Genomic DNA, 20,351 nt, shown 5'->3' on the forward strand with positions numbered 1-20,351 from the left:
CGGTCTTTCCGGTGGTGCCGTGATCCCTTGGTGCGGTGATCCCGTGGGGTCAGAAGGTCAGCTTGAAGCTGTTGATGCGGCCGGTGTCCACCCGTGCGACGTCCTGGACCTTCAGCTTCCAGGCCCCGTTGGCCACCTCGGACGAGGCGTTGACCGTGTAGGTCGCCACCACGTTGTCCGCGGAGTCGCCGGAGGAGGAGTTCTTCAGCCGGTAGGCGGTGCCGTCCGGGGCCACCAGGTCGACGACCAGGTCACCGCGGAAGGTGTGCGTGATGTTCACGTCCACCTTGAGGGCGCTCGGGGCGTTGCCGGTGACACCGGAGACGGTGACCGAGCTGGTGACGGCCGCGCCCGCGTCCGGGATGGTCACGGGGGTGTTGTTCTCGAAGACCTTGCCGCCCGGGTCGGGGTTGCCGCCACCGGGGCGGGCACCCACGTTGATGCCGGCCCAGGCGTGGGCCACGGCCGCGTACTCGGCGCTGGTGGCGCCGTACAGCTCACTGGCGACCGCGAGGGTGCCGGTGCGGGCTGCGGCGTAGTTGGTCGTCGAGGTGAACTTGGTGGTGAGCGCCTTGAACCAGATCAGCGACGCCTTGTCCCGGCCGATGCCGGTGACCGGCAGTCCGTCGGAGGTCGCGGAGTCGTAGGCGACCCCGTTGATCGTCTTGGTGCCGCTGCCCTCGGAGAGCAGGTAGTACCAGTGGTTGGCCGGGCCCGAGGAGTAGTGGACGTCGACGCTGCCGATGCCCGAGTACCAGTAGTCCTTGGAGCTGCCGTCGCGGCTGGGCTTGTCCATGTAGCGCAGCGGGGTGCCGTTGCCACGGATGTCGATCTTCTCGCCGACCAGGTAGTCGCCCTGGTCCTGGGTGTTGTTCGCGTTGAACTCGACGGCGGCGGCGAAGATGTCGGACGTCGCCTCGTTGAGGCCGCCGGACTCACCGCTGTAGACGAGGCCCGCGGTGTTCGACGTGACGCCGTGGGTCATCTCGTGGGCGGCCACGTCGATGGAGGTCAGCGGCTTGGTGTTGCCCGCGCCGTCGCCGTACGTCATGCAGAAGCAGCTGTCCTGCCAGAAGGCGTTGACGTAGTTGTTGCCGTAGTGGACGCGGGAGTACGCGCCGACGCCGTCACCGCGGATGCCGCTGCGGCCGTGCACGTTCTTGAAGTAGTCCCAGGTGAGCGCGGCGCCGTAGTGGGCGTCGGCGCCGGCCGTCTCGGCGTTCTGGGGGGTGCCGTCACCCCAGATGTCGTCCGAGCCGGAGAAGAGGGTCCCGGTGCCGGAGGTGCCCCGGTTCAGGTTGTTGGTCTTGTGGTTGCCGCGCGTGGTGTCGGTCAGCGTGTACGAGGGCGCGGTGCCCAGCGTCACCTGGCCGCTGTACTGGGTGTTGCCGGTCCCGTTGTGGACGGCCTGCCACTCGTACAGCTTCTCGCCGGAGGTGGCGTCGGTGAGCACGTGCAGCTCGTTGGGGGTGCCGTCGTGCTGGAGTCCGCCGACCACGGTCTCGTACGCGAGCTGCGGGGAGCCGCTGCCCAGCCAGACGACCGTGCGCGGCGCCTTCTGAGCCTCCGTCGCCTTGGAACCCTCGGCCTTCGCGGCACCGAGCGCCTGCTTCTCGGCGGCGGCCGGGGCCACGTCGGGGTCGAGGCCGACGGCCTTCAGCTGCGCGGCGGTCGCCTTCGACGCCTTGGTGACACCGAGGGTCTTCCCGGCCGTGGTCTCCTGGACCACCAGGTCGCCGCCGAGGACGGGCAGCCCGCCCAGGGTGCGCTCGTAGCGGGTGTGCGTGGTGCCGTCCCGGTCCTGGACGACATCGCGGACGACCAGCTTCTCCGTGGCCCCGAGGCCCAGCTCCTTGGCGGTGGCGGCCTTGGTGGCGTTGGCCTCGCTGAGGAGTTCGGCGCGCTGGGCGGGGGAGAGCTTGGCGGGGAGCGAACCCGGGTCGGCCTTGGTGCCGGCGGTGATCCCGCCGGCCGGGGCGGCCGATGTCGGGGTGGCGGTGGCGGCGCCGGACTGCAGTCCGACGGCGAGCATGGCTGCTGCGGCTATCAGAGCGCCGGTCGCGGTGGCGCGACGGCTGGGCGTGGATCTCACGCGGACTCCTTCTGCGAGGGGGGTTACCGGCGGCGCTGGATGAGCCGTCCGGCTGGTGCAGGCGGTGCGCAGAACGGGGTGAAGAGTGTCAGCAGATCCGTATGTCTGTCAGGAGCGCGTCAATAAGTTGGCCGGAAGTCGTCCGTTGCCGGAAAGGTCATGTTCGTTAAGCGGACGTTTCGCCGATCATTACCGGAATGTTGCCGTAGTGTGCCGAGGCCCGTATTCACAGGGTGGGCACAGGTTCGGCGCATCGGAGGCGCCGGGGGGCGCTCGGGCCGGTAGCGGTGACGGCCCACCTGGTGAGACAGGGACGGGTTCTGGCCAGATCCCGCCAGCGGAACCGGGCGGTCCGGCGGACCGCCGTCGGCGGGCCACCGGCCGGACGGCGGCCCGCCGCCCGGCCGGAACCGTCCGGCTCAGGCCAGGCTGTCCTGCCACGTCCGGTGCAGCCCCGCGAACCGGCCCGTGCCGCCGATCAGTTCGGCGGGCGCGCCGTCCTCCACGATGCGGCCGCCCTCCATCACCAGCACCCGGTCCGCGATCTCCACGGTGGAGAGGCGGTGGGCGATCACCACCGCTGTGCGGCCGTGCAGCACCGTGTCCATGGCGCGCTGCACCGCCCGCTCGCCGGGGATGTCCAGGGAGCTGGTCGCCTCGTCGAGGATCAGCACCGCCGGGTCCGCCAGCAGCGCGCGGGCGAAGGCGACCAACTGGCGCTGGCCCGCCGAGATCCGGCCGCCGCGCTTGCGTACGTCCGTGTCGTAGCCCTCGGGCAGCGAGGCGATGAAGTCGTGCGCGCCGATCGCCTTCGCCGCCCGCTCGATCTCGTCCGACGTGGCGTCCGGGCGGCCGATCGCGATGTTCTCCGCGACCGTGCCGGAGAACAGGAACGCCTCCTGCGTCACCATCACCACGCCCTTGCGCAGCTCGGCCGTGGCCAGGTCCCGCAGATCCACGCCGTCCAGCAGGACCCGGCCCTCGGTCGGGTCGTAGAACCGGGCCAGCAGTTTGGCGAGCGTCGACTTGCCCGCGCCCGTCGAGCCGACGACCGCCACCGTACGGCCCGCCGGGATGCGCAGGTCGAAGGCGGGCAGCACCTCGCCGCCCGTACGGTAGGCGAACCGCACCCCGTCGAAGACGACCTCCCGGCCCGGGTGGTCGCCGGAGCGGGCGGGCAGCTCCTTCGGGTCCGAGGCGTCCGGGACCGTCGGGTTCTGCGCCAGCAGACCCGCGATCTTCTCCAGCGAGGCCGCCGCCGACTGGTAGGAGTTGAGGAACATCCCGAGCCGGTCGATCGGGTCGTACAGCCGGCGCAGATACAGCACCGCCGCGGCCAGCACCCCGAGCGCCAGCGTCCCCCCGGCCACCCGGTAGGCGCCCCAGAGGACCATCCCGGCGACCGCCGTGTTCGCCACCAGCCGGGAGCCGGTGACATAGCGCGCCATCTCCAGCAGCGCGTCGCCGTTGCGCCGCTCGTGCACGTGGTTGAGCGAGGCGAACGCGGTGTCGTTGGACCGCTCCCGGCGGAAGGCCTGGACCGGCCGGATGCCGTTCATGGTCTCCGCGAACTTGACGATCACCGCCGCGATGGCCGTCGACCGCGCGCCGTACACCACGGCCGCCCGCCGCCGGTAGAGCCGTACCAGCAGATACAGCGGTACGAAGGAGAGGGTGGCGATCGCCCCTATGCCGAGGTCCAGCCAGAGCAGGACCACCGAGATCGACACGAACGACAGGACCACGGTGATCAGCTCCTGGAGCCCCTCGCTCAGCAGCTCCTGCAGCGACTCGACGTCCGAGGTGGACCGGGAGATCAGCCGGCCCGAGGTGTAGCGCTCGTGGAAGTCCACGCTGAGCGCCTGGGCGTGCCGGAAGATCCGGCCGCGCAGGTCCAGCAGCGCGTCCTGGTTGATCCGGGCCGAGCACCGGATGAACGCGTACTGGAGCGTCCCCGCGCCCACCGAGCAGAGCGCGTAGCCCACCGCGACCGCGATCAGGGGCCCGTGGTCGTGGTCCCGGAACGCCGGGACCCCGCTGTCGATCGCGTACGCCACCAGCAGCGGTCCCGCCTGCACCGCCGCCTGCTGGAGCACCAGCAGGAGCGCGGCGAGCACCACCCGGCCGCGCATCGGGGACAGCAGGGAGAACAGGAGCGCCCGGGTCGCGCCGCGCGGTGCGGGCAGGTCGTCCTGGTCGAACGGGTCGCCGGGTCCCTCCGGGGCGGGTGTCGGTGCCGTGGCCGTACGGCCGGGACCCAGCCCCTCGCCGTCACCGGAAGCGGTGCGCGCGGCGTCGTCGTCGGTGGCGGTCGTGGTCATCGGGTGCCCTCCTCGGCGGGTACCTGTTGGGCGGGGGCAGGGGCCTCGGCGGTCGGGGCAGCAGGGTCACCGCCCGGCTCGGCGCCCGACATCAGCCACGCGTACTCCGCGTTCGACCGCAGCAGCTCCTGATGCGTGCCCACCGCCGTGATCCGGCCCTCCGACAGCAGCGCCACCCGGTCCGCGAGCATCACCGTCGAGGGGCGGTGCGCCACCACCACCGCCGTCGTCTCCTCCAGCACCCGCCGCAACGCCGCCTCCACCAGCGTCTCGGTGTGCACGTCCAGCGCCGAGAGCGGGTCGTCCAGCACCAGGAAACGCGGCTCGCCCACCACCGCACGTGCCAGGGCCAGGCGTTGGCGCTGGCCACCGGAGAGGCTCAGGCCCTGCTCGCCGACCTCCGTGTCCAGGCCCTGAGGCAGCCGGTGCACGAAGTCGGCCTGCGCCACCGCGAGCGCCCGCCGCACCTGCTTCTCGTCCGCGTCCTCGGCACCCATCAGCACGTTCTCGCCGACCGTCGCGGAGAACAGCGTCGGCTCCTCGAACGCCACCGACACCAGCTCCCGCAGCCGCGCGCGTTCCATCGTGGCGATGTCCTCGCCGTCCAGCGTGATCCGGCCACCCGTCACCTCGTGCAGCCGGGGGACCAGCGCGGTGAGCGTCGTCTTGCCGGAGCCCGTACCGCCCACCAGGGCCATCGTCTCGCCGGGCCGCACGTGCAGGTCGATCCGGGCCAGGACGGGCGGGGAGCCCGGCTCCGCGTCCGGGTAGCGGAACTCCACCCCCTCGAACACCATCCCGGCGGGCGGCTCCGGCGCCCCCGCGCGGGCGGTCGCCGCCCCCTGCTCCTCCGCCGCGTCCATCACCTCGAAATACCGGTCGGTCGCGGTCGCCGCCTCCTGGCTCATCGCCAGCAGGAAGCCGATCGACTCCACCGGCCACCGCAGCGCCAGAGCCGTCGAGAGGAAGGCGACCAGGGTGCCCGCCGACAGGGTGCCGTCCGCCACCTGGACCGTGCCGAGCACCAGCGCGGCCCCGATCGCCAGCTCCGGGATGGTGGTGATGAGCGCCCAGATCCCGGCGAGCAGCCGCGCCTTGCCCAGCTCCGTGGAGCGCAGCCGCCGGGACAGCACCCTGAAGGCGTGTCCCTGGCTGCGGTGGCGGCCGAAGCCCTTGATGATCCGGATGCCGAGCACGCTCTCCTCGACGACCGTGGTCAGGTCGCCCACCTGGTCCTGAGCCCTCCGCGCCACCAGCGCGTACTTCGTCTCGAACAGCGAGCACAGGACCATCAGCGGCACCGCGGGCGCCAGCAGCACCAGACCGAGCGACCAGTCCTGGGCGAACAGGATGACGAACCGACCAGGATCGTCGCCGCGTTGACGACCAGGAAGGTCAGCGGGAACGCCAGGAACATCCGCAGCAGCATCAGATCCGTCGTGCCGCGCGACAGCAGCTGGCCCGAGGGCCAGCGGTCGTGGAAGGCCACCGGCAGCCGTTGCAGATGTCGGTAGAGACCGGCCCGCAGCGACGCCTCGACCCCGGCCAGCGGCCGTGCCACCAGCCACCGCCGGAACCCGAACAGGACGGCTTCCGCGATGCCGAGCAGCAACAGGTACAGCGCCCCCAGCCAGACGCCGCCCGGGTCCCGGTCGGCGACGGGCCCGTCCACCATCCACTTCAGGATCAGCGGGATCACCAGCGACAGACAGGACGCCAGGATGGCCACGAAGGCGGCGGTGAACAGGCGGAGCCGCACGGGACGGACATAGGGCCACAGACGCAGGAGGGAGCGCACGGCGGACCGGTCCGTGTGCAGTGCAGGTGTTTCGGGCATCAGAACCGACTGTACGTTTCACCACTGACATCGGTCCCGACAATTTCCGCCGGGAGCCCGCCGCTTCCCCCGGCCGGCCGCCCGCGGCCGTCGCCGTCGGCCACGACCGGGGCATCCTCGGCTGATTCCCCCTCCGGCTCCCCCGGCCGTTACGCCGTCACCCGCAGCAGCAGCACCGAGCGGGCCGGGACGGTCATCTCCGCACCGCCTTCCAGGACCGTGCCGGGCGCATCGGCCTGGTCCTCCCGGGAGGTGTCCAGGACCAGTTCGTAGCCGGCCGCCCACGGGGCTCCCGGCAGCTCGAAGGCGACCGGCTCCGCGCCCGCGTGCAGCACGGCGAGGAAGCTGTCGTCGGTGACCGGCTCGCCCCGCGCGTCCCGCCCCGGGATGTCCCGGCCCGAGAGGTAGAGGCCGAGCGAGGCGGTGGGCGCGTACCAGTCGCCCTCCGTCATCTCCCGCCCGTCCCGGGTGAACCAGGCCAGGTCCCGCAGCCCGTCCGGCGCCTGGGCCCGGCCGGAGAAGAACGCGCGGCGGCGCAGCACCGGATGGGCCTGGCGCAGCCTCAGCACCCGGGCCGTCAGCTCGGTCAGCTCCCGCCACTCGGGCTGCTCCAGCAGTGACCAGTCCAGCCAGCCGATCTCGTTGTCCTGGCAGTAGGCGTTGTTGTTGCCGCCCTGCGTCCGGCCCATCTCGTCGCCCGCCACCAGCATCGGCACCCCGGTGGAGAGCAGCAGCGATGTGAGCAGGTTGCGGAGCTGGCGGCGGCGCAACGCGTTGACCTCCGGGTCCTCGCTCTCGCCCTCCGTCCCGCAGTTCCACGCCCGGTTGTCGCTCGTACCGTCCCGGTTGCCCTCCCCGTTGGCCTCGTTGTGCTTGTGCTCGTAGCTGACCAGGTCGCGCAGGGTGAAGCCGTCGTGCGCGGTGACGAAGTTGACCGAGGCGTACGGGCGGCGGCCGCCCCAGGCGTACAGGTCGCTGGAGCCGGTCAGCCGGTAGCCGAGATCCCGTACGTCGGGGAGCGCGCCGCGCCAGAAGTCCCGTACGGCGTCGCGGTAGCGGTCGTTCCACTCGGTCCACAGGGGCGGGAAGGCGCCCACCTGGTAGCCGCCGTTGCCGACGTCCCACGGCTCGGCGATCAGCTTGACCCGGCGCAGCACCGGGTCCTGGGCGATCACCGCGAGAAACGGGGAGAGCATGTCGACGTCGTGCATCGAACGGGCGAGCGCCGCCGCCAGGTCGAAGCGGAAGCCGTCGACGCCCATCTCGGTGACCCAGTAGCGCAGCGAGTCGGTGATGAGCCGCAGCACCTGGGGCTGGACCACGTGCAGGGTGTTGCCGCAGCCGGTGTAGTCGGCGTAGCGGCGGGGGTCGTTCTGGAGCCGGTAGTAGCCGCGGTTGTCGATGCCGCGCAGGGAGAGCATCGGGCCCAGCTCGCCCGCCTCGGCGGTGTGGTTGTAGACGACGTCGAGGATGACCTCGATCCCGGCCCCGTGCAGCGCGTGCACCATCCGCTTGAACTCGCCGACCTGCCCGCCCGCCGAGCCGGAGGCGGAGTAGTCGGCGTGCGGGGCGAAGTAGCCGATGGAGTTGTAGCCCCAGTAGTTGTGCAGCCCGCGCCGCAGCAGATGGTCCTCGTGGGCGAACTGGTGGACCGGCAGCAGCTCCACCGCCGTCACCCCGAGCCGGGTCAGATGGTCGATCGCGGCCGGGTGCGCGAGCCCGGCGTAGGTGCCGCGCAGCTCGGGCGGGATGTCCGGGTGGCGCTTGGTGAAGCCGCGTACGTGGAGTTCGTAGATGACCGAGTCGGCCCACGGGGTCTTGGGGCGGCGGTCCTCCACCCAGTCGTCGTCATCGTGGACGACCACGCCCTTGGGCACATGGGGCGCCGAGTCCCGGTCGTCGCGCACGGTGTCGGCGACATGCTGCTGGGGCCAGTCGCGGACGTGCCCGTAGACCTCGGGCGGCAGGGTGAAGGTGCCGTCCACCGCACGGGCGTACGGGTCCAGCAGCAGCTTGGCCGCGTTCCAGCGGGCCCCGGTCCACGGGTCCCAGCGGCCGTGCACCCGGTAGCCGTAACGCTGTCCGGGCGCGATGCCCGGCAGGAAGCCGTGCCAGATCTCGTGGGTGAGCTCGGTCAGCGGGCAGCGGGTCTCGTTGCCGCGCTCGTCGAAGAGGCACAGCTCGACCGCCTCGGCCCCGCCGGCCCACAGCGCGAAGTTGGTGCCCGCCACTCCGTCCGGACCGACCCGGAAGCGGGCCCCGAGCGGCATCGGCGCCCCGGGCCACACGACGGGGGCGCGGGGCTCGGTGCGTACGGCGTGCGCGATCTCCACGCGGACGGCTCGCGCGGCCTCCACCCGCAGGCCGTTCGGGTCCTCGGTACGTGCGGTGCCGGGTGCCGCGGCCCGGCCCGGTGGTTCCCCGGGCCGCACCGCCGTCCCGGCCGGTTCCTGTACTGCCTCCTGCTCGGCTGCGCTCGACACCGTGTCGCCTCCCGCGGCTCATGAGGACGGGCACCGGAAAGGGGGCGCGCGACGTCCCGGCCGCGGCCCTCTCCTGGTAGTCCTTCCCTCTGTTCTGCCCACCGCGGGGCCCGCACTCACGTTTCCCCCGACCGCCCTGGTCGTTGGGGGAGCGTGAACCACGTAGCGAAGAGCGCACGGGCGGGCTCGGCCGCCGTGCTGACATGGGCAGGACTGCTCACCGTGCTGGTCCTGCTGACCGGATGCACCGATACGAGAGGGGCCCTGCTCAACGGCAAACCGGGCTCTCCCCAGGATGTGATCAGCATCTTTCCCGAAAACGGGGCGAAGGAGGTCGACGCGGAGACCCGGATCGGGGTGAAGATCCCCGACGGCCGGCTGGAGAGCGTCAAGGTGATGCGCGTCGAGGACGCCCAGCAGCAGACCGTGGCCGGGCGCATCGCCGCCGACGGCCTTTCCTGGAAGCCGGACCCCGGCGCCGCCCGGCTCGCCCTGGCCGCGAAGTACAGCGTCGACGCCGTGGCGGTGGACGCGGCCGGGCAGCGCTCGGCGCGCCACGCCACCTTCACCACGCTGGTCCCCGAACACCGGTTCATCGGGTACTTCAAGCCGGAGAACCGGTCCACCGTGGGGACGGGCATGATCGTGTCCTTCTCCTTCAACCGCCCCATCGCCGACCGCGCGGCGGTGCAGAAGGCCATCCGGGTGACCGCGAAACCGGCGGTGGAGGTCGTCGGCCACTGGTTCGGCAAGGACCGGCTCGACTTTCGCCCCCGTACGTACTGGAAGCCGGGCACCGAGGTCACCGTGGACATCGGGCTGCGGGACGTGGAGGGCGCGCCGAAGGTCTACGGCAGCCAGGACAAGACGGTCACCTTCACCGTCGGGCGCTCCCAGGTCTCCCTGGTGGACGCGGAGGCCAAGACCATGGAGGTGCGCCGCGACGGAGAGCTCGTCAGCACGGTCCCGATCACCGCTGGGGCCCCCAGGACGACCACGTACAACGGGAAGATGGTCGTCACCGAGCTGCACGAGGTGACCCGGATGAACGGCGCCACCGTCGGCTTCACGGACAAGAAGGGCAAGGGCGAGTACGACATCAAGGACGTCCCGCACGCCATCCGGCTCACCACCTCCGGCACCTTCCTGCACGGCAACTACTGGGCGGACGAAGACGTGTTCGGCGAGAAGAACGTCAGCCACGGCTGCATCGGGCTGCGCGACGCGAAGGGTGGCAGCGCCACCACGCCGGGCGGCTGGTTCTTCGACCGGACCCTGATCGGGGACGTGGTGGAGGTCGTCAACTCCAAGGACAAGAAGGTCGCGCCGGACAACGGGCTCAGCGGCTGGAACATGGGCTGGAAGAAGTGGCAGGCGGGCTCCGCCCTGCGCTGAGGCCCCCGGGGCCGGCGCCCCCGCCCCGGGGGCGTCCGGCACCCCGCCCCCTCGGGCGTCCGGCACCCCGCCCCCTCGGGCGTGCGGCACCCCGCCCCCTCGGGCGTCCGGCACCCCGCCCCCTCGGGCCTCCGGCACCCCGCCCTACCTGCACGGCTCCCCCTGTCGCTTGGGACGGAACGGTGACATTCCCGAGGGGATCCACCGCCCCCACGGTGTGATTATCTTTGCGAGGAGCGCGTATGTGCAGCGCGCGGGGGATGCGGGCCATGGCGGTGCCAGGCCCGGCGAGGGGAGACGACCACAGTGAACGTGCAGCCGATATCGGGGGCATCGGCCGGGGCGGGCAGGAAGCGGCGCGGCGGATCGGGGCCCTTGGCCCTGGTCATGGGCGCCATGCTGTTGCTGGTGACGGCGTGCGGCGGGGACGCGGAAGCGGGAAGCAAGGGCGGCAGCGGGAGCGGCTCGAAGGCGGAGGACACCTCGGCCTCGCAGGCGGTGGTGACCATCGCGCCCGAGGACGGTTCGGAGTCGGTGGCCACCAGCGGCGCGCTGAAGATTACCGCCGCGCGGGGAAAGCTGACCTCGGTCGAGGTCGCCGACCCCAAGGGCAACGAGGTCGCGGGTGAGATCGCGGCCGACGGCGCGAGCTGGGTGCCGGAGCGGCACCTCGCCGCCGCCACCAAGTACGCGGTGCACGCGGTCGCCAAGGACGCGAAGGGCCGTGAGTCGGCGAAGGACACCACCTTCACCACGCTGGTGCCGGAGAACACCTTCATCGGGCACTACACGCCGGAGGACGGTTCCACCGTCGGGGTCGGCATGCCGGTCTCGATCAACTTCACCCGGGGTATCACCGAGCCGGCCGCCGTGGAGAAGGCCGTCAAGGTCACCGCCGAGCCGCCGGTCGAGATCGAGGGCCACTGGTTCGGCAACGACCGCCTCGACTTCCGCCCGGAGAAGTACTGGGCGCCGGGCACCAAGGTGACCGTGCAGCTCCACCTGGACGGTGTGGAGGGACGGCCGGGGGTCTACGGCAAGCAGGCCAAGACGGTGAAGTTCACCATCGGCCGCAGCCAGGTCTCCACCGTCGACGCGAGCACGAAGCGGATGAAGGTCGTCCGCGACGGCAAGCAGATCAAGGACATCCCGGTCTCCGCGGGCGCCCCGGCGACCACCACGTACAACGGTCAGATGGTCATCAGCGAGAAGCACAAGGTGACCCGGATGAACGGCGACACCGTGGGCTTCGGCGGCGAGTACGACATCAAGGACGTGCCGCACGCCCTGCGGCTGTCCACCTCGGGCACCTTCCTGCACGGCAACTACTGGGGCGCGTCCTCCATCTTCGGCACCACCAACACCAGCCACGGCTGTGTCGGTCTGCGCGATGTGCGCGGCGGCTACGACAGCCAGACCCCGGCGGCCTGGTTCTACAACAAGTCGCTGATCGGTGACGTGGTCGTCGTGAAGAACTCCAAGGACAAGCAGATCCAGCCGGACAACGGCCTCAACGGCTGGAACATGGACTGGGAGGAGTGGAAGAAGTAAGGCTTCTTCCGGAACTTCTCGCAGGACAGACCTCTTCGAGGACGTCCCGTACGACCCCGGCGGGCCCGGTGCTGTGACCAACGGCACCGGGCCCGCCCGCGTTAGCACTGGTTAACCTGCCTCCATGACTGTGACCCTCGAAGTACGCGACAACGTCGGGACCATCCGGCTGGACCGGCCGCCGATGAACGCCCTGGACGTGGCGGTCCAGGACCGGCTGCGGGAGCTCGCCGAGGAGGCCGCCCGGCGCGAGGACGTGCGCGCGGTGATCCTGTACGGCGGCGAGAAGGTGTTCGCGGCCGGCGCGGACATCAAGGAGATGCAGGCGATGGACCACACGGCGATGGTCGTGCGGTCCCGGGCGCTCCAGGACTCCTTCACCGCGGTCGCCCGCATCCCCAAGCCGGTCGTCGCCGCCGTCACCGGTTACGCGCTCGGCGGCGGCTGCGAACTGGCCCTCTGCGCCGACTTCCGCATCGCCGCGGACAACGCCAGGCTCGGCCAGCCCGAGATCCTGCTCGGCCTGATCCCGGGCGCCGGCGGCACCCAGCGGCTCGCCCGGCTGATCGGCCCGTCCCGGGCCAAGGACCTCATCTTCACCGGCCGCATGGTCAAGGCGGAGGAGGCCCTGACGCTCGGTCTGGTGGACCGGGTGGTCCCGGCCGCCGAGGTCTACGAGCAGGCGCACGCCTGGGCCGCCCAGCTGGCGAAGGGGCCCGCGCTGGCGCTGCGCGCGGCCAAGGAGTCGGTGGACGCCGGTCTGGAGACGGACATCGACACCGGGCTGACCATCGAGCGGAACTGGTTCGCCGGACTGTTCGCCACCGAGGACCGTGAGCGCGGGATGCGCAGTTTCGTGGCGGAGGGGCCCGGCAAGGCGCAGTTCCTCTGACCCAGGACCCAGGACCCAGGTGCGGGTGGGGCCGGTTCCGGACCGCACGTGCGGTGGGGACCGGTTTCGACCGCACGTGCGGTGGGGACCGGTTTCGACCGCTCGTGCGGTGGGGCCGGTTCTGGACGTACCCGAGTTCCGGACGCACCCGTGACGCGGGTTCATCCCTGCGGGCGGTTTATCCGGGCCCTGAGGCAGCCTCGGGGCCCGGCCTGGCACCTGTCGGGCGATCCCGCCCGGTCGGCTCATCGCCCCAGCTCATCGGGGCCGTGAAGGACGCCGTCCTGCCACGGGCATATGCCGAACGCCCTTTGGGGAGAGGGGTGTTCCGGGGTGCGGATTCCTTCGGAACGGCCCCGGAGGGCGAGGTGTGCGTCCATGATGGTGGACATGGCGGGCCTGGAGGGTGTGGATCAGCCGCGACCGCGCAGCAGCGCGACCGCGGCACGCTGGACGTCGGGCATGGACGACGAACAGGCGTTCAAGGCGCTGGAGTTGTTCGGAAATCCGACCGAGGGGGAAGTCCGGCTGCCGTCGCGGCCGGAGTCCGCGGCGACGGCCCGTCGGCTCACCTCCTGCGTGGTGCTCCGGCAGTGGGCCCTCTCGCCGCAGACCGCCGAGTACGCGGTGCTGCTCGTCTCGGAGCTCGTCGGCAACGCGGTACGCCACACCGGGGCCCGCGTCTTCGGGTTACGGATGGTGCGCCGCCGGGGCTGGATCCGGATCGAGGTGCGTGATCCCTCGCGCGGACTGCCGTGTTTGATGCCGGTGCGCGAGATGGACATCAGCGGCCGGGGCCTCTTCCTCGTCGACAAGCTCTCCGACCGGTGGGGGGTGGACCTGCTGCCGCGCGGCAAGACCACCTGGTTCGAGATGCGGATCTCGGACCGCTGACACCTGAGGCCGCGGGGGTCCGGGCGCGACCGCAGGGCTCCGGACGCACGGAAGCCCCCTTCGGCCGGGGTGCGGCGCTGCGGGGGCTTCTGTGGGGGCCGTGACATGTGGGGTGGGTTCACGGCCGCTCGTGACGACCTCGGCCCGGGTCAATGGGGGTCGTGGCTCCGACTATGGCAGACGGGCGACCTCGGTGCCAAAGATGCATTCCGGTTGATTCTCGGGCCAAACGGGCATTTCGTGGCTGAATCACAGGTGGGCTCGGTCACTCGCCTGTCTTTCCATGCATTCTTATCGCACCACCTGAATGATTCATAGATCATTCAGTAAATCGGTCAATCGTCATATTTCACTTGTTCCGCCCTTACTGTGTCCCGGGACTCCGTGGAAGGCGAGGTGGTCGGGTATGGCAGGACGCAGGGTGCCGGTGCGCCGCCGGGACGCGCTGGGTGCCGGGGCCGGGCTGCTCACGGCCGCCGCCCTCGCGGGCTGCGCGAGGAGGGCGGGAGGGGGAGTGGCCGACGGGGCGCCCGCGCCCTCGTCGGCGTACGCACCCCCTGCCGTCCCCGCCGCCCCGCGCCGCTTCCCCGGGCAGCCGGTCGAGATCGCCCACGGCCCCCGCGACCGGCCCCGCGTGGCCCTCACCTTCGAGGGCCGGGGCGACCTCGACCTCGCCCGTACCGCGCTCGCCCGGATCGAACGGGCCGGGGTCCGGGTCACCGTCCTCGCCGTGGGCAGCTGGCTCGACGCGCACCCCGGTATGGCCGGCCGCATCCTCGACGGCGGTCACGAGCTCGGCAACCACACCCAGAACCACCGCGACCTCGCGGCCCTCGACGAGCGCGCGGCATACGAGGAGATCACCGCCTGCGCCCGGCGGCTGCGCCGGCTCACCGGCTCCATCGGCACCTGGTTCCGCCCCTCGCCCGGCCCGGACACCACCCCGCTCCTCCAGCGCCTCGCGCGGCGGGCCGGGTACCCGCACGTCCTGTCGTACGACGTGGAGTCCCGCGACCACGCCGCGACCGGGGTCCCGGCCGTCCTCCGCAAAGTGACGGGCGAGCTGCGGCACGGCTCCGTGGTCGGGCTGAGCCTCGGCCGCCCGGTCACGGTCGCCGCGCTGCCGCTCCTCCTCACCGAGATCGACCGGCGCGGCCTGCGCGCGGTGACCGCCACGGAGCTGCTGAGCTGACGCCACGGGCGGCACGGCACCGGGACCTCCAGCCCCGGCCGCCGCACCCGTCACCCGTACGGCCCGATAATCTGACCCCGACAATCGGCACCACGAAGGGGCGGAACAGTGGCGGACATCGAGTCGGCGCGGACGGTATTCGAGAAGTTCGACGGTAACGGCGACGGTCTCATCACGGCGGGCGAGTACAAGAGCGCGATGGCGCAGCTGGGCGACCCGTTCGTGACGGAGACGGTGGCACAGGCGATCATCAACGCCCACGACGGCAACGGTGACGGCCTGCTCACCTTCGACGAGTTCTGGGCCGCGCAGAACAAGGCCTGAGCCGCGACGGGACCCCGGCCGCCGTCTCGTCCGGCCGGGGCCCGCGCCGGCGGCCCTTGCGGCGGCCCCGCCGGGCGTTCCGCACGGGATCTCACCCGCTAGCGCTTCTTCCGGTACGGCTCCCAGCCCCGCAACTCGGTCTCGCGCGGGGCCAGGACGACCGCCGGGGCGCCGCCCGCACCGAAGAACCGCACCGGCCGGGAGGCGTCCCAGGACGGCCAGCCCGGGTCGCCGGCCGCCGCGAAGTCCACCCACGCCCGGTGCATCGCGTCCGCCACCTCCTGCGGTGCGTCCGGGCCGGTCAGGGCCATGGTGTCGGGGTGGGCGAGGGTGTCGAAGACGAACCCGAGCTCCAGCGCGTGACAGGCACCGAGGCGCTGTACGGGGGAGGGCCAGCCGAACTCGTAGACGTACGTGGACGCCCCGGCGCCGGCGCGCGCGTCGGCCAGCCGGTTGAGCGGGACCCGCAGCAGCAGGTCGGTGGCGAGCGCGCCGAGGAGTTCGCCGGGGGTGGCGTCCGGCCGGTTGGCCCGGTAGGTGCGGGCGGTGGCGTTCGGGACCCTGAACTTCAGCAGTGCCAGGCGGAGCTTCAGCCGGCCGATCCGTTCCATCAGGCCGCCGGGGACGAACCAGAGCCGGTACTCCTCGGTGTTCGCCCCCATCAGCAGATCGATGCCGGCGGCGGCGCCCGCGCGCAGCGCCTCGGCCGGGTCCCGGGTCAGCAGCTCGCCGTCCACCACGATCTGGAAGGAGTTGCGGCCGGTCAGCGGGTTGCCGCCGCTCGTCACCTCGGTCTGGGCGGTCAGCAGCGCGTCCGGGTCCACGGCGGCCAGCGCGGCGGCCGTGGCGGGGACGCCGAGCCGCCCGGCGATCAGCTCGGTCGTCCCGCGCGCGACCTTCGGGGCCAGCGCCGTGGGCGCCCCGCTCTGGAGCACCGCCCGGTGGAACAGACCCGCCGAGCGCTCCACCGCCAGCAGGGCCGCGACGCAGACCGCCCCCGCCGACTCCCCGGCCACCGTCACCCGGCCCGGGTCGCCGCCGAACGCCGCGATGTTGTCCCGCACCCATTCCAGGGCGGCGAGCTGGTCCAGCAGCCCCCGGTTGGCGGGCGCGTCCGGGAACACCCCGAAGCCCTCGACGCCCAGGCGGTAGTTGACCGAGACGAGCACCACCCCGTCCCGGGCGAACGCGGACCCGTCGTACACCGGCACCGCCGAGGATCCGTGCAGCAGCGAACCGCCGTGGATCCAGACGAGGACCGGGAGCCCCACGGCCTCGGTGGACGGCGTCCACACATTGAGGTTGAGCCACTCCTCGCCCGGCACCCGCGGGTCCGGCAGCAGCCGGTCCAGCGGCGGGGCGTAGGGCCGCTTGGGGGCCGTCGGCCCGTACGCGACCGCGTCGCGCACGCCCGCCCAGGGCTCCGGCGGCTCCGGCGCGCGGAACCTCCGCACGCCGACCGGCGCAGCCGCGTACGGGATGCCGCGGAAGACCGCGACACCCCGCTCCACCGCACCGCGCACAGCGCCCCGCACGGTCCTGGCCTGTGGGGGAGACTGCGGGGGAGACCCCGCCCCGATGTCGGACATGGTGCGTGCCCACCCCTCTCGCGGTGCGGTGGCTCAGCGGCTCACTTCAGGTGGACCAGCCCGTCCGTGGTGAGGGCCGGGCGGCCCTTCGTACCGACCACCACGATCTTGACCGTGTGCCGGGCGCTCCCGGTACTTGGTGGCGGTGGACTTCAGGTCCACCGTGGCGGCCTTCTTTCCGTCGACATAGACGTATGCCTGCCCCGAAGTGGCGGCCCGCGACACCACCCAGGCGGCTGACCGGCCGGTGAACGTCCAGGTCAGGCTGGCGTTCTTGGTGCTGCTGGAGAGGGACTTGCCGCCCAGGTAGCCGGCGGAGGACTTCGACGTCCATATCCCGGTCTTCTCGGCGGCGGTCTCCTGGAGGATCACCGGGGTGCCGGAGACCGAGGCGGCGGCCGTGTTGCCCGCGTGGTCGTACGCCGTCATCTTCCACGCCGTCACCGCCCCGGACTTCGCCGTGTGCGCGGCGCTGCCGGCCGTCGGGCCGTACGTCCTGGCGACGGGCGCGGTGAGCCGGACCTCCTTGAGGGCGGCGGCGTCGGTGGCCTTCCACCGCAGGGTGAGCGGGACGGCGGCCGTGTTCACCGTGCCGGTGCGCAGGGTGAGGACCGGCTTGGTGGTGAAGGCGGGGGCCGTCCGCTCGGCGACGACCGTGGCCGCGGCCGACGTGGTGACCTTGCCCGACTGGTGGGTGGCCCGCACCTGCACGGAGTGCTTGCCGAGCGCGAGGGTGACCGGGGCGGTCGTGACGTTGCCCTTGACGGTGGCCACCGCCTTGCCGCCGACGAGGAGTTCGTACTGCTTGACGAAGGAGGCGGGGGTGGTCGCCCTCCAGCCGACGGTGACGTTCGACCGCGTGTAGTACGTGGAGCCGGAGGCGCTCGCTCCGGTCACCGAGGCGATGGTGAGGCCGGTGACCGATCCGCCGGCCAGCGAGCGGATGGCGGGGAGCTGGCCGTACAGGCTCTGCCCGGGGCACTGGGTGTTGAACGCGTCCCGGTGTCCGGAGATCTGCTGGAAGGGGTACTTCTTGCCGGTGGCGAACTTCGTCCCGGAGAGGTTGCGGCTCGCGGTCCCGGCGGTCAGCTCGACCTTGCCGGTCGGGTCGCCCTCGTACTGGCCGAGCTTCCAGGCGGCGATCCTGGCGACCGCGGTGGTCGCGGCTCGCGCGGCCGCGGTGTCCGTGTACATGCTGATCACGCCGATCCCGGTGGTGTCCCGGTTGAAACCGTACGTGTGCGCGCCCAGCACGGGCCGGTCCGCACCGCCCCTGCGGCCCTCGAAGACCGTGCCGCACCTGTCGACGAGGAAGTTGTAGCCGAGGTCCTTCCAGCCGCTCGACTTCACGTGGTAGGTGTGCAGCCCGCGCACGATGGCCGAGGAGTCGGCGCAGGAGTAGGAGTTGGTCTGCGCGGTGTGGTGGACGAAGACGGCCTTGACCTTCTCCAGGTACTCCGGCGCCTCGTCGTTGAGCGACTCGTCGGCCTGCCAGGCGACCCGCGAGACGATCGGCGGACGCGGGACCGTGGACGGCGGGGCGGGCGGCAGCGGCGGGGTCGAGGAGGCGCTGGGCGTCGAGGACGCGGTCGTCGGCGTCGGGGACGCGGTGGTGGGGCTCGGGGGCGGCGGAGTGGGGAACTCGGTGGTCGGGGTGGGGGAGGGGTCCTCGCCGGGCTCCCCGGTCGGCTCCTCCGGCGTCGGCGTGGGCGAGGGGGTCTCCTCACCGGGCGTCGGCTCCTCGGACGGGCTCGCGTCGACGGCGAACGCGGCCGGTTCGGCGGCGAGCGGGGTGGCGCTGCCGCCCGGGTCGACGGTGTCCAGCCGCAGCCCGTCGGGCAGCCCGGCCCGCACACCGTCCGCGGCACTGATCCGGACCTCGACGCCGTTCGAGGGGCCGACCCAGCGGGGCTCGGTGGTGCCCCGGACGCCGGGCCGCCCGGCCTCCGTGCGCGCGTCGATCTCGGTGTCCAGCGGCAGCCAGCCGGTCCACTCGCCGGTGGCGGCGGAGCGGGTGCGGGCCTCGACCGTGCCCGCCACCCGGGTGGCCGGATCGGTCCAGGTGACACCGAGCAGGCTGAACCGCTCGGTGGAGCGCTGGGCGAGGGAGGCGGAAGTGCCGTCCTCGGAGGTCCTGAGCGGGGTCCGGTACACGTCCGCCTCCGCGGGGGCGGACTTGGCGTCCGCGTCACCGCCGGGGGAGGAACTGCCCGTCACGCCCTGGAACACCAGGACACCCGTCACGGCCGCGGTGGCGACGGCAGCAGTGGTCCATATTCTTCGCTGTGATCTCACGTGTGACTTTCCCGGGGACTCTGGTGGAAGGCATGGCCTTCCGACCGGTCAGTCGCTGACCGGGGGCACGACACAGTGATCGGCCCGGCCGGTGGGGCGACCCGGGACAGGCTTGCGCGGGACAGGCTTCCATGCGATCACTTCCGACCGGGCCTGTTCTTTCCCGATCTGCCATGACGTGATCCGATCGATCTCTCTCCGGGATCATGCGATCGGTGCCGTCGGCCTCCAGAGCCTGGAAGGCCGCTGCCTTCCAGGCCCTATCTGCCTTATCTGCTCCATCTGCTCTATCTGCTCCATCCGCGGATGGAGCAGATAGAGCAGATAGGGCAGATGGATGGAGCAGATAGAGCAGATAGGGCAGATGGATGGAGCAGGTGGAGCAGGTGGAGCAGGTGGAGCAGGTGGAGCAGGTGGAGCAGGTGGAGCGGGGCGGGCTCAGGCGGCGAAGTAGCGGGACATCGAGTTCCGCGCGTCCAGCTCCACCAGGTCCGGCCGGGTGTAGCGCTCGGCGCGGGCGTGGTAGTCGAAGTCACCCCGTACGAGCCCCCGGTAGTCCTGCACGCAGCGCTCCAGGGCGGCCCGGGTCGCGGCGCTGATCCCCGCCGCGTCGATTTCCTCGATCAGTTCCTTTTCCGCCCGCATCACGCGCTCGGCAATACGTGCCAGCTGAACTCCGGCCTCGTCGACGGCTTCCTGGAGCGTGGAGCCGCGGTCGCGCTGAATGAGCCGCACCGCATTGTGCTCGTATCCGAGAGCGGCCTCCTTCTCGAACGAGCAGATGTCGTTGCAGAGCCCTGAATGATCGGTCACCGCGTTCCGCAGGGCGATGTAGCCGGGCAGACTGCGGGCGGAATCCGGCAGATCGATTCCGGCGGTGATCTCATGCAGATCGAGGAACGGCTGCATGGCCACCGAGTCCCGGCGGTGCTTGACGAAATCCGACCGGCTCGGCACCTGCCCGGCCGCCCGCTCGACCGCCTCGGCGTAGTACGTCCAGAGCCAGGCCGCCGTGTCCCGCCGGAACTGCCGGTTCCACCGGGGGGACCGGTCGCGGCAGGTCCGCTCGCGCAGCCCGGCGAGCGCCCGCTCCATCGGCCCGTGCGGCGCGGCCCCGTCGAGCACGTCCACCAGCCTGGCGATCGCCGCCTCGCACATCAGCGGGTCGCGCCCGGCCGGGCCGTCGTCGAACTCGTCGTCCACCAGGAAGGCCCAGAACAGCCATTGGCAGAAGAGGTCGAGATGGTCCTGGGACGCCTTCGGGAAGATGAGGGAAATCCAGAGCTCGGGCCGGGTGCGGATCATCTTCCTGCGAGCCGGAACGGAAAGAATCAGCCCTTCCGCTTCCGCCCATTCCCAGGCGGCCTCCCTGGTTTTGTCCAGACCCGGATGGCATCCCGCGCTGGCGAACGGCATGTGAAACGCCGGTAACGTTATCTGGCTCATTGCTGCCCCTCGTCGAATGAGTACGGATAGGGGATATGCA

The 20,351-nt window shown here is 71.8% G+C and carries 11 protein-coding genes and 2 pseudogenes; 6 read left to right on the forward strand and 7 right to left on the reverse strand.

From position 1 onward, the window contains the following. Positions 1 to 49 precede the first annotated feature (49 nt). From ACIQAK_RS08775 to glgX, 4 genes and pseudogenes are all read right to left on the reverse strand, one after another. Positions 50 to 2,092 (reverse strand): M4 family metallopeptidase, encoded by a 2,043-nt coding sequence (locus ACIQAK_RS08775; RefSeq protein WP_366387555.1) that lies wholly within the window; start codon positions 2,090 to 2,092, stop codon positions 50 to 52. Between the two features lie 419 nt (positions 2,093 to 2,511). Beyond that, positions 2,512 to 4,413, reverse strand: coding sequence for an ABC transporter ATP-binding protein (locus ACIQAK_RS08780; RefSeq protein WP_366387556.1), 1,902 nt, complete (start codon positions 4,411 to 4,413; stop codon positions 2,512 to 2,514). Further along, a pseudogene (locus tag ACIQAK_RS08785) lies at positions 4,410 to 6,250 on the reverse strand (ABC transporter ATP-binding protein). The gene ACIQAK_RS08780 and the pseudogene ACIQAK_RS08785 overlap by 4 nt, the downstream one beginning before the upstream one ends. 149 nt (positions 6,251 to 6,399) lie before the next feature. Then, a complete protein-coding gene (glgX, locus tag ACIQAK_RS08790; protein ID WP_366387557.1) occupies positions 6,400 to 8,733 on the reverse strand; it encodes a glycogen debranching protein GlgX in 2,334 nt (777 codons plus the stop codon). Between the two features lie 153 nt (positions 8,734 to 8,886). Between glgX and ACIQAK_RS08795 the strand changes: the two genes are divergently transcribed. The 6 genes from ACIQAK_RS08795 to ACIQAK_RS08820 all read left to right on the forward strand — a co-directional run bounded on the left by ACIQAK_RS08795 (position 8,887) and on the right by ACIQAK_RS08820 (position 14,981). Further along, a complete protein-coding gene (locus ACIQAK_RS08795) occupies positions 8,887 to 10,128 on the forward strand; it encodes an Ig-like domain-containing protein (RefSeq protein ID WP_366387558.1) in 1,242 nt (413 codons plus the stop codon). A gap of 306 nt (positions 10,129 to 10,434) precedes the next feature. Continuing rightward, positions 10,435 to 11,679: an Ig-like domain-containing protein gene (locus ACIQAK_RS08800; RefSeq protein WP_366387559.1), complete on the forward strand. Its 1,245-nt coding sequence runs from the start codon at positions 10,435 to 10,437 to the stop codon at positions 11,677 to 11,679. Positions 11,680 to 11,803: 124 nt separating this feature from the next. After that, entirely contained in the window at positions 11,804 to 12,571 is a 768-nt protein-coding gene (locus ACIQAK_RS08805; protein ID WP_366387560.1) for an enoyl-CoA hydratase-related protein, read from the forward strand. Positions 12,572 to 12,949: 378 nt separating this feature from the next. Further along, on the forward strand, positions 12,950 to 13,465 hold the full coding sequence (locus ACIQAK_RS08810; RefSeq protein ID WP_366387561.1) for an ATP-binding protein: 516 nt from the start codon (positions 12,950 to 12,952) through the stop codon (positions 13,463 to 13,465). A gap of 406 nt (positions 13,466 to 13,871) precedes the next feature. After that, on the forward strand, positions 13,872 to 14,657 hold the full coding sequence (locus ACIQAK_RS08815) for a polysaccharide deacetylase family protein (RefSeq protein WP_366387562.1): 786 nt from the start codon (positions 13,872 to 13,874) through the stop codon (positions 14,655 to 14,657). A gap of 108 nt (positions 14,658 to 14,765) precedes the next feature. Further along, the gene (locus tag ACIQAK_RS08820; protein ID WP_366387563.1) at positions 14,766 to 14,981 is read left to right on the forward strand and encodes an EF-hand domain-containing protein; all 216 of its coding nucleotides are present in this window, start codon (positions 14,766 to 14,768) and stop codon (positions 14,979 to 14,981) included. Positions 14,982 to 15,079: 98 nt separating this feature from the next. Here the strand turns inward: ACIQAK_RS08820 and ACIQAK_RS08825 are convergent, their stop codons facing one another. The 3 genes and pseudogenes from ACIQAK_RS08825 to ACIQAK_RS08835 all read right to left on the reverse strand — a co-directional run bounded on the left by ACIQAK_RS08825 (position 15,080) and on the right by ACIQAK_RS08835 (position 20,281). After that, positions 15,080 to 16,570, reverse strand: coding sequence for a carboxylesterase family protein (locus tag ACIQAK_RS08825; RefSeq protein WP_366387564.1), 1,491 nt, complete (start codon positions 16,568 to 16,570; stop codon positions 15,080 to 15,082). A gap of 41 nt (positions 16,571 to 16,611) precedes the next feature. Further along, positions 16,612 to 18,865, reverse strand: a pseudogene (locus tag ACIQAK_RS08830) (N-acetylmuramoyl-L-alanine amidase). A gap of 438 nt (positions 18,866 to 19,303) precedes the next feature. Continuing rightward, positions 19,304 to 20,281 (reverse strand): terpene synthase family protein, encoded by a 978-nt coding sequence (locus ACIQAK_RS08835; RefSeq protein WP_366387565.1) that lies wholly within the window; start codon positions 20,279 to 20,281, stop codon positions 19,304 to 19,306. Between the last annotated feature and the right edge of the window lie 70 nt (positions 20,282 to 20,351).

Source organism: Streptomyces sp. NPDC088706, assembly GCF_044752765.1.
Classification (GTDB): Bacteria; Actinomycetota; Actinomycetes; order Streptomycetales; family Streptomycetaceae; genus Streptomyces.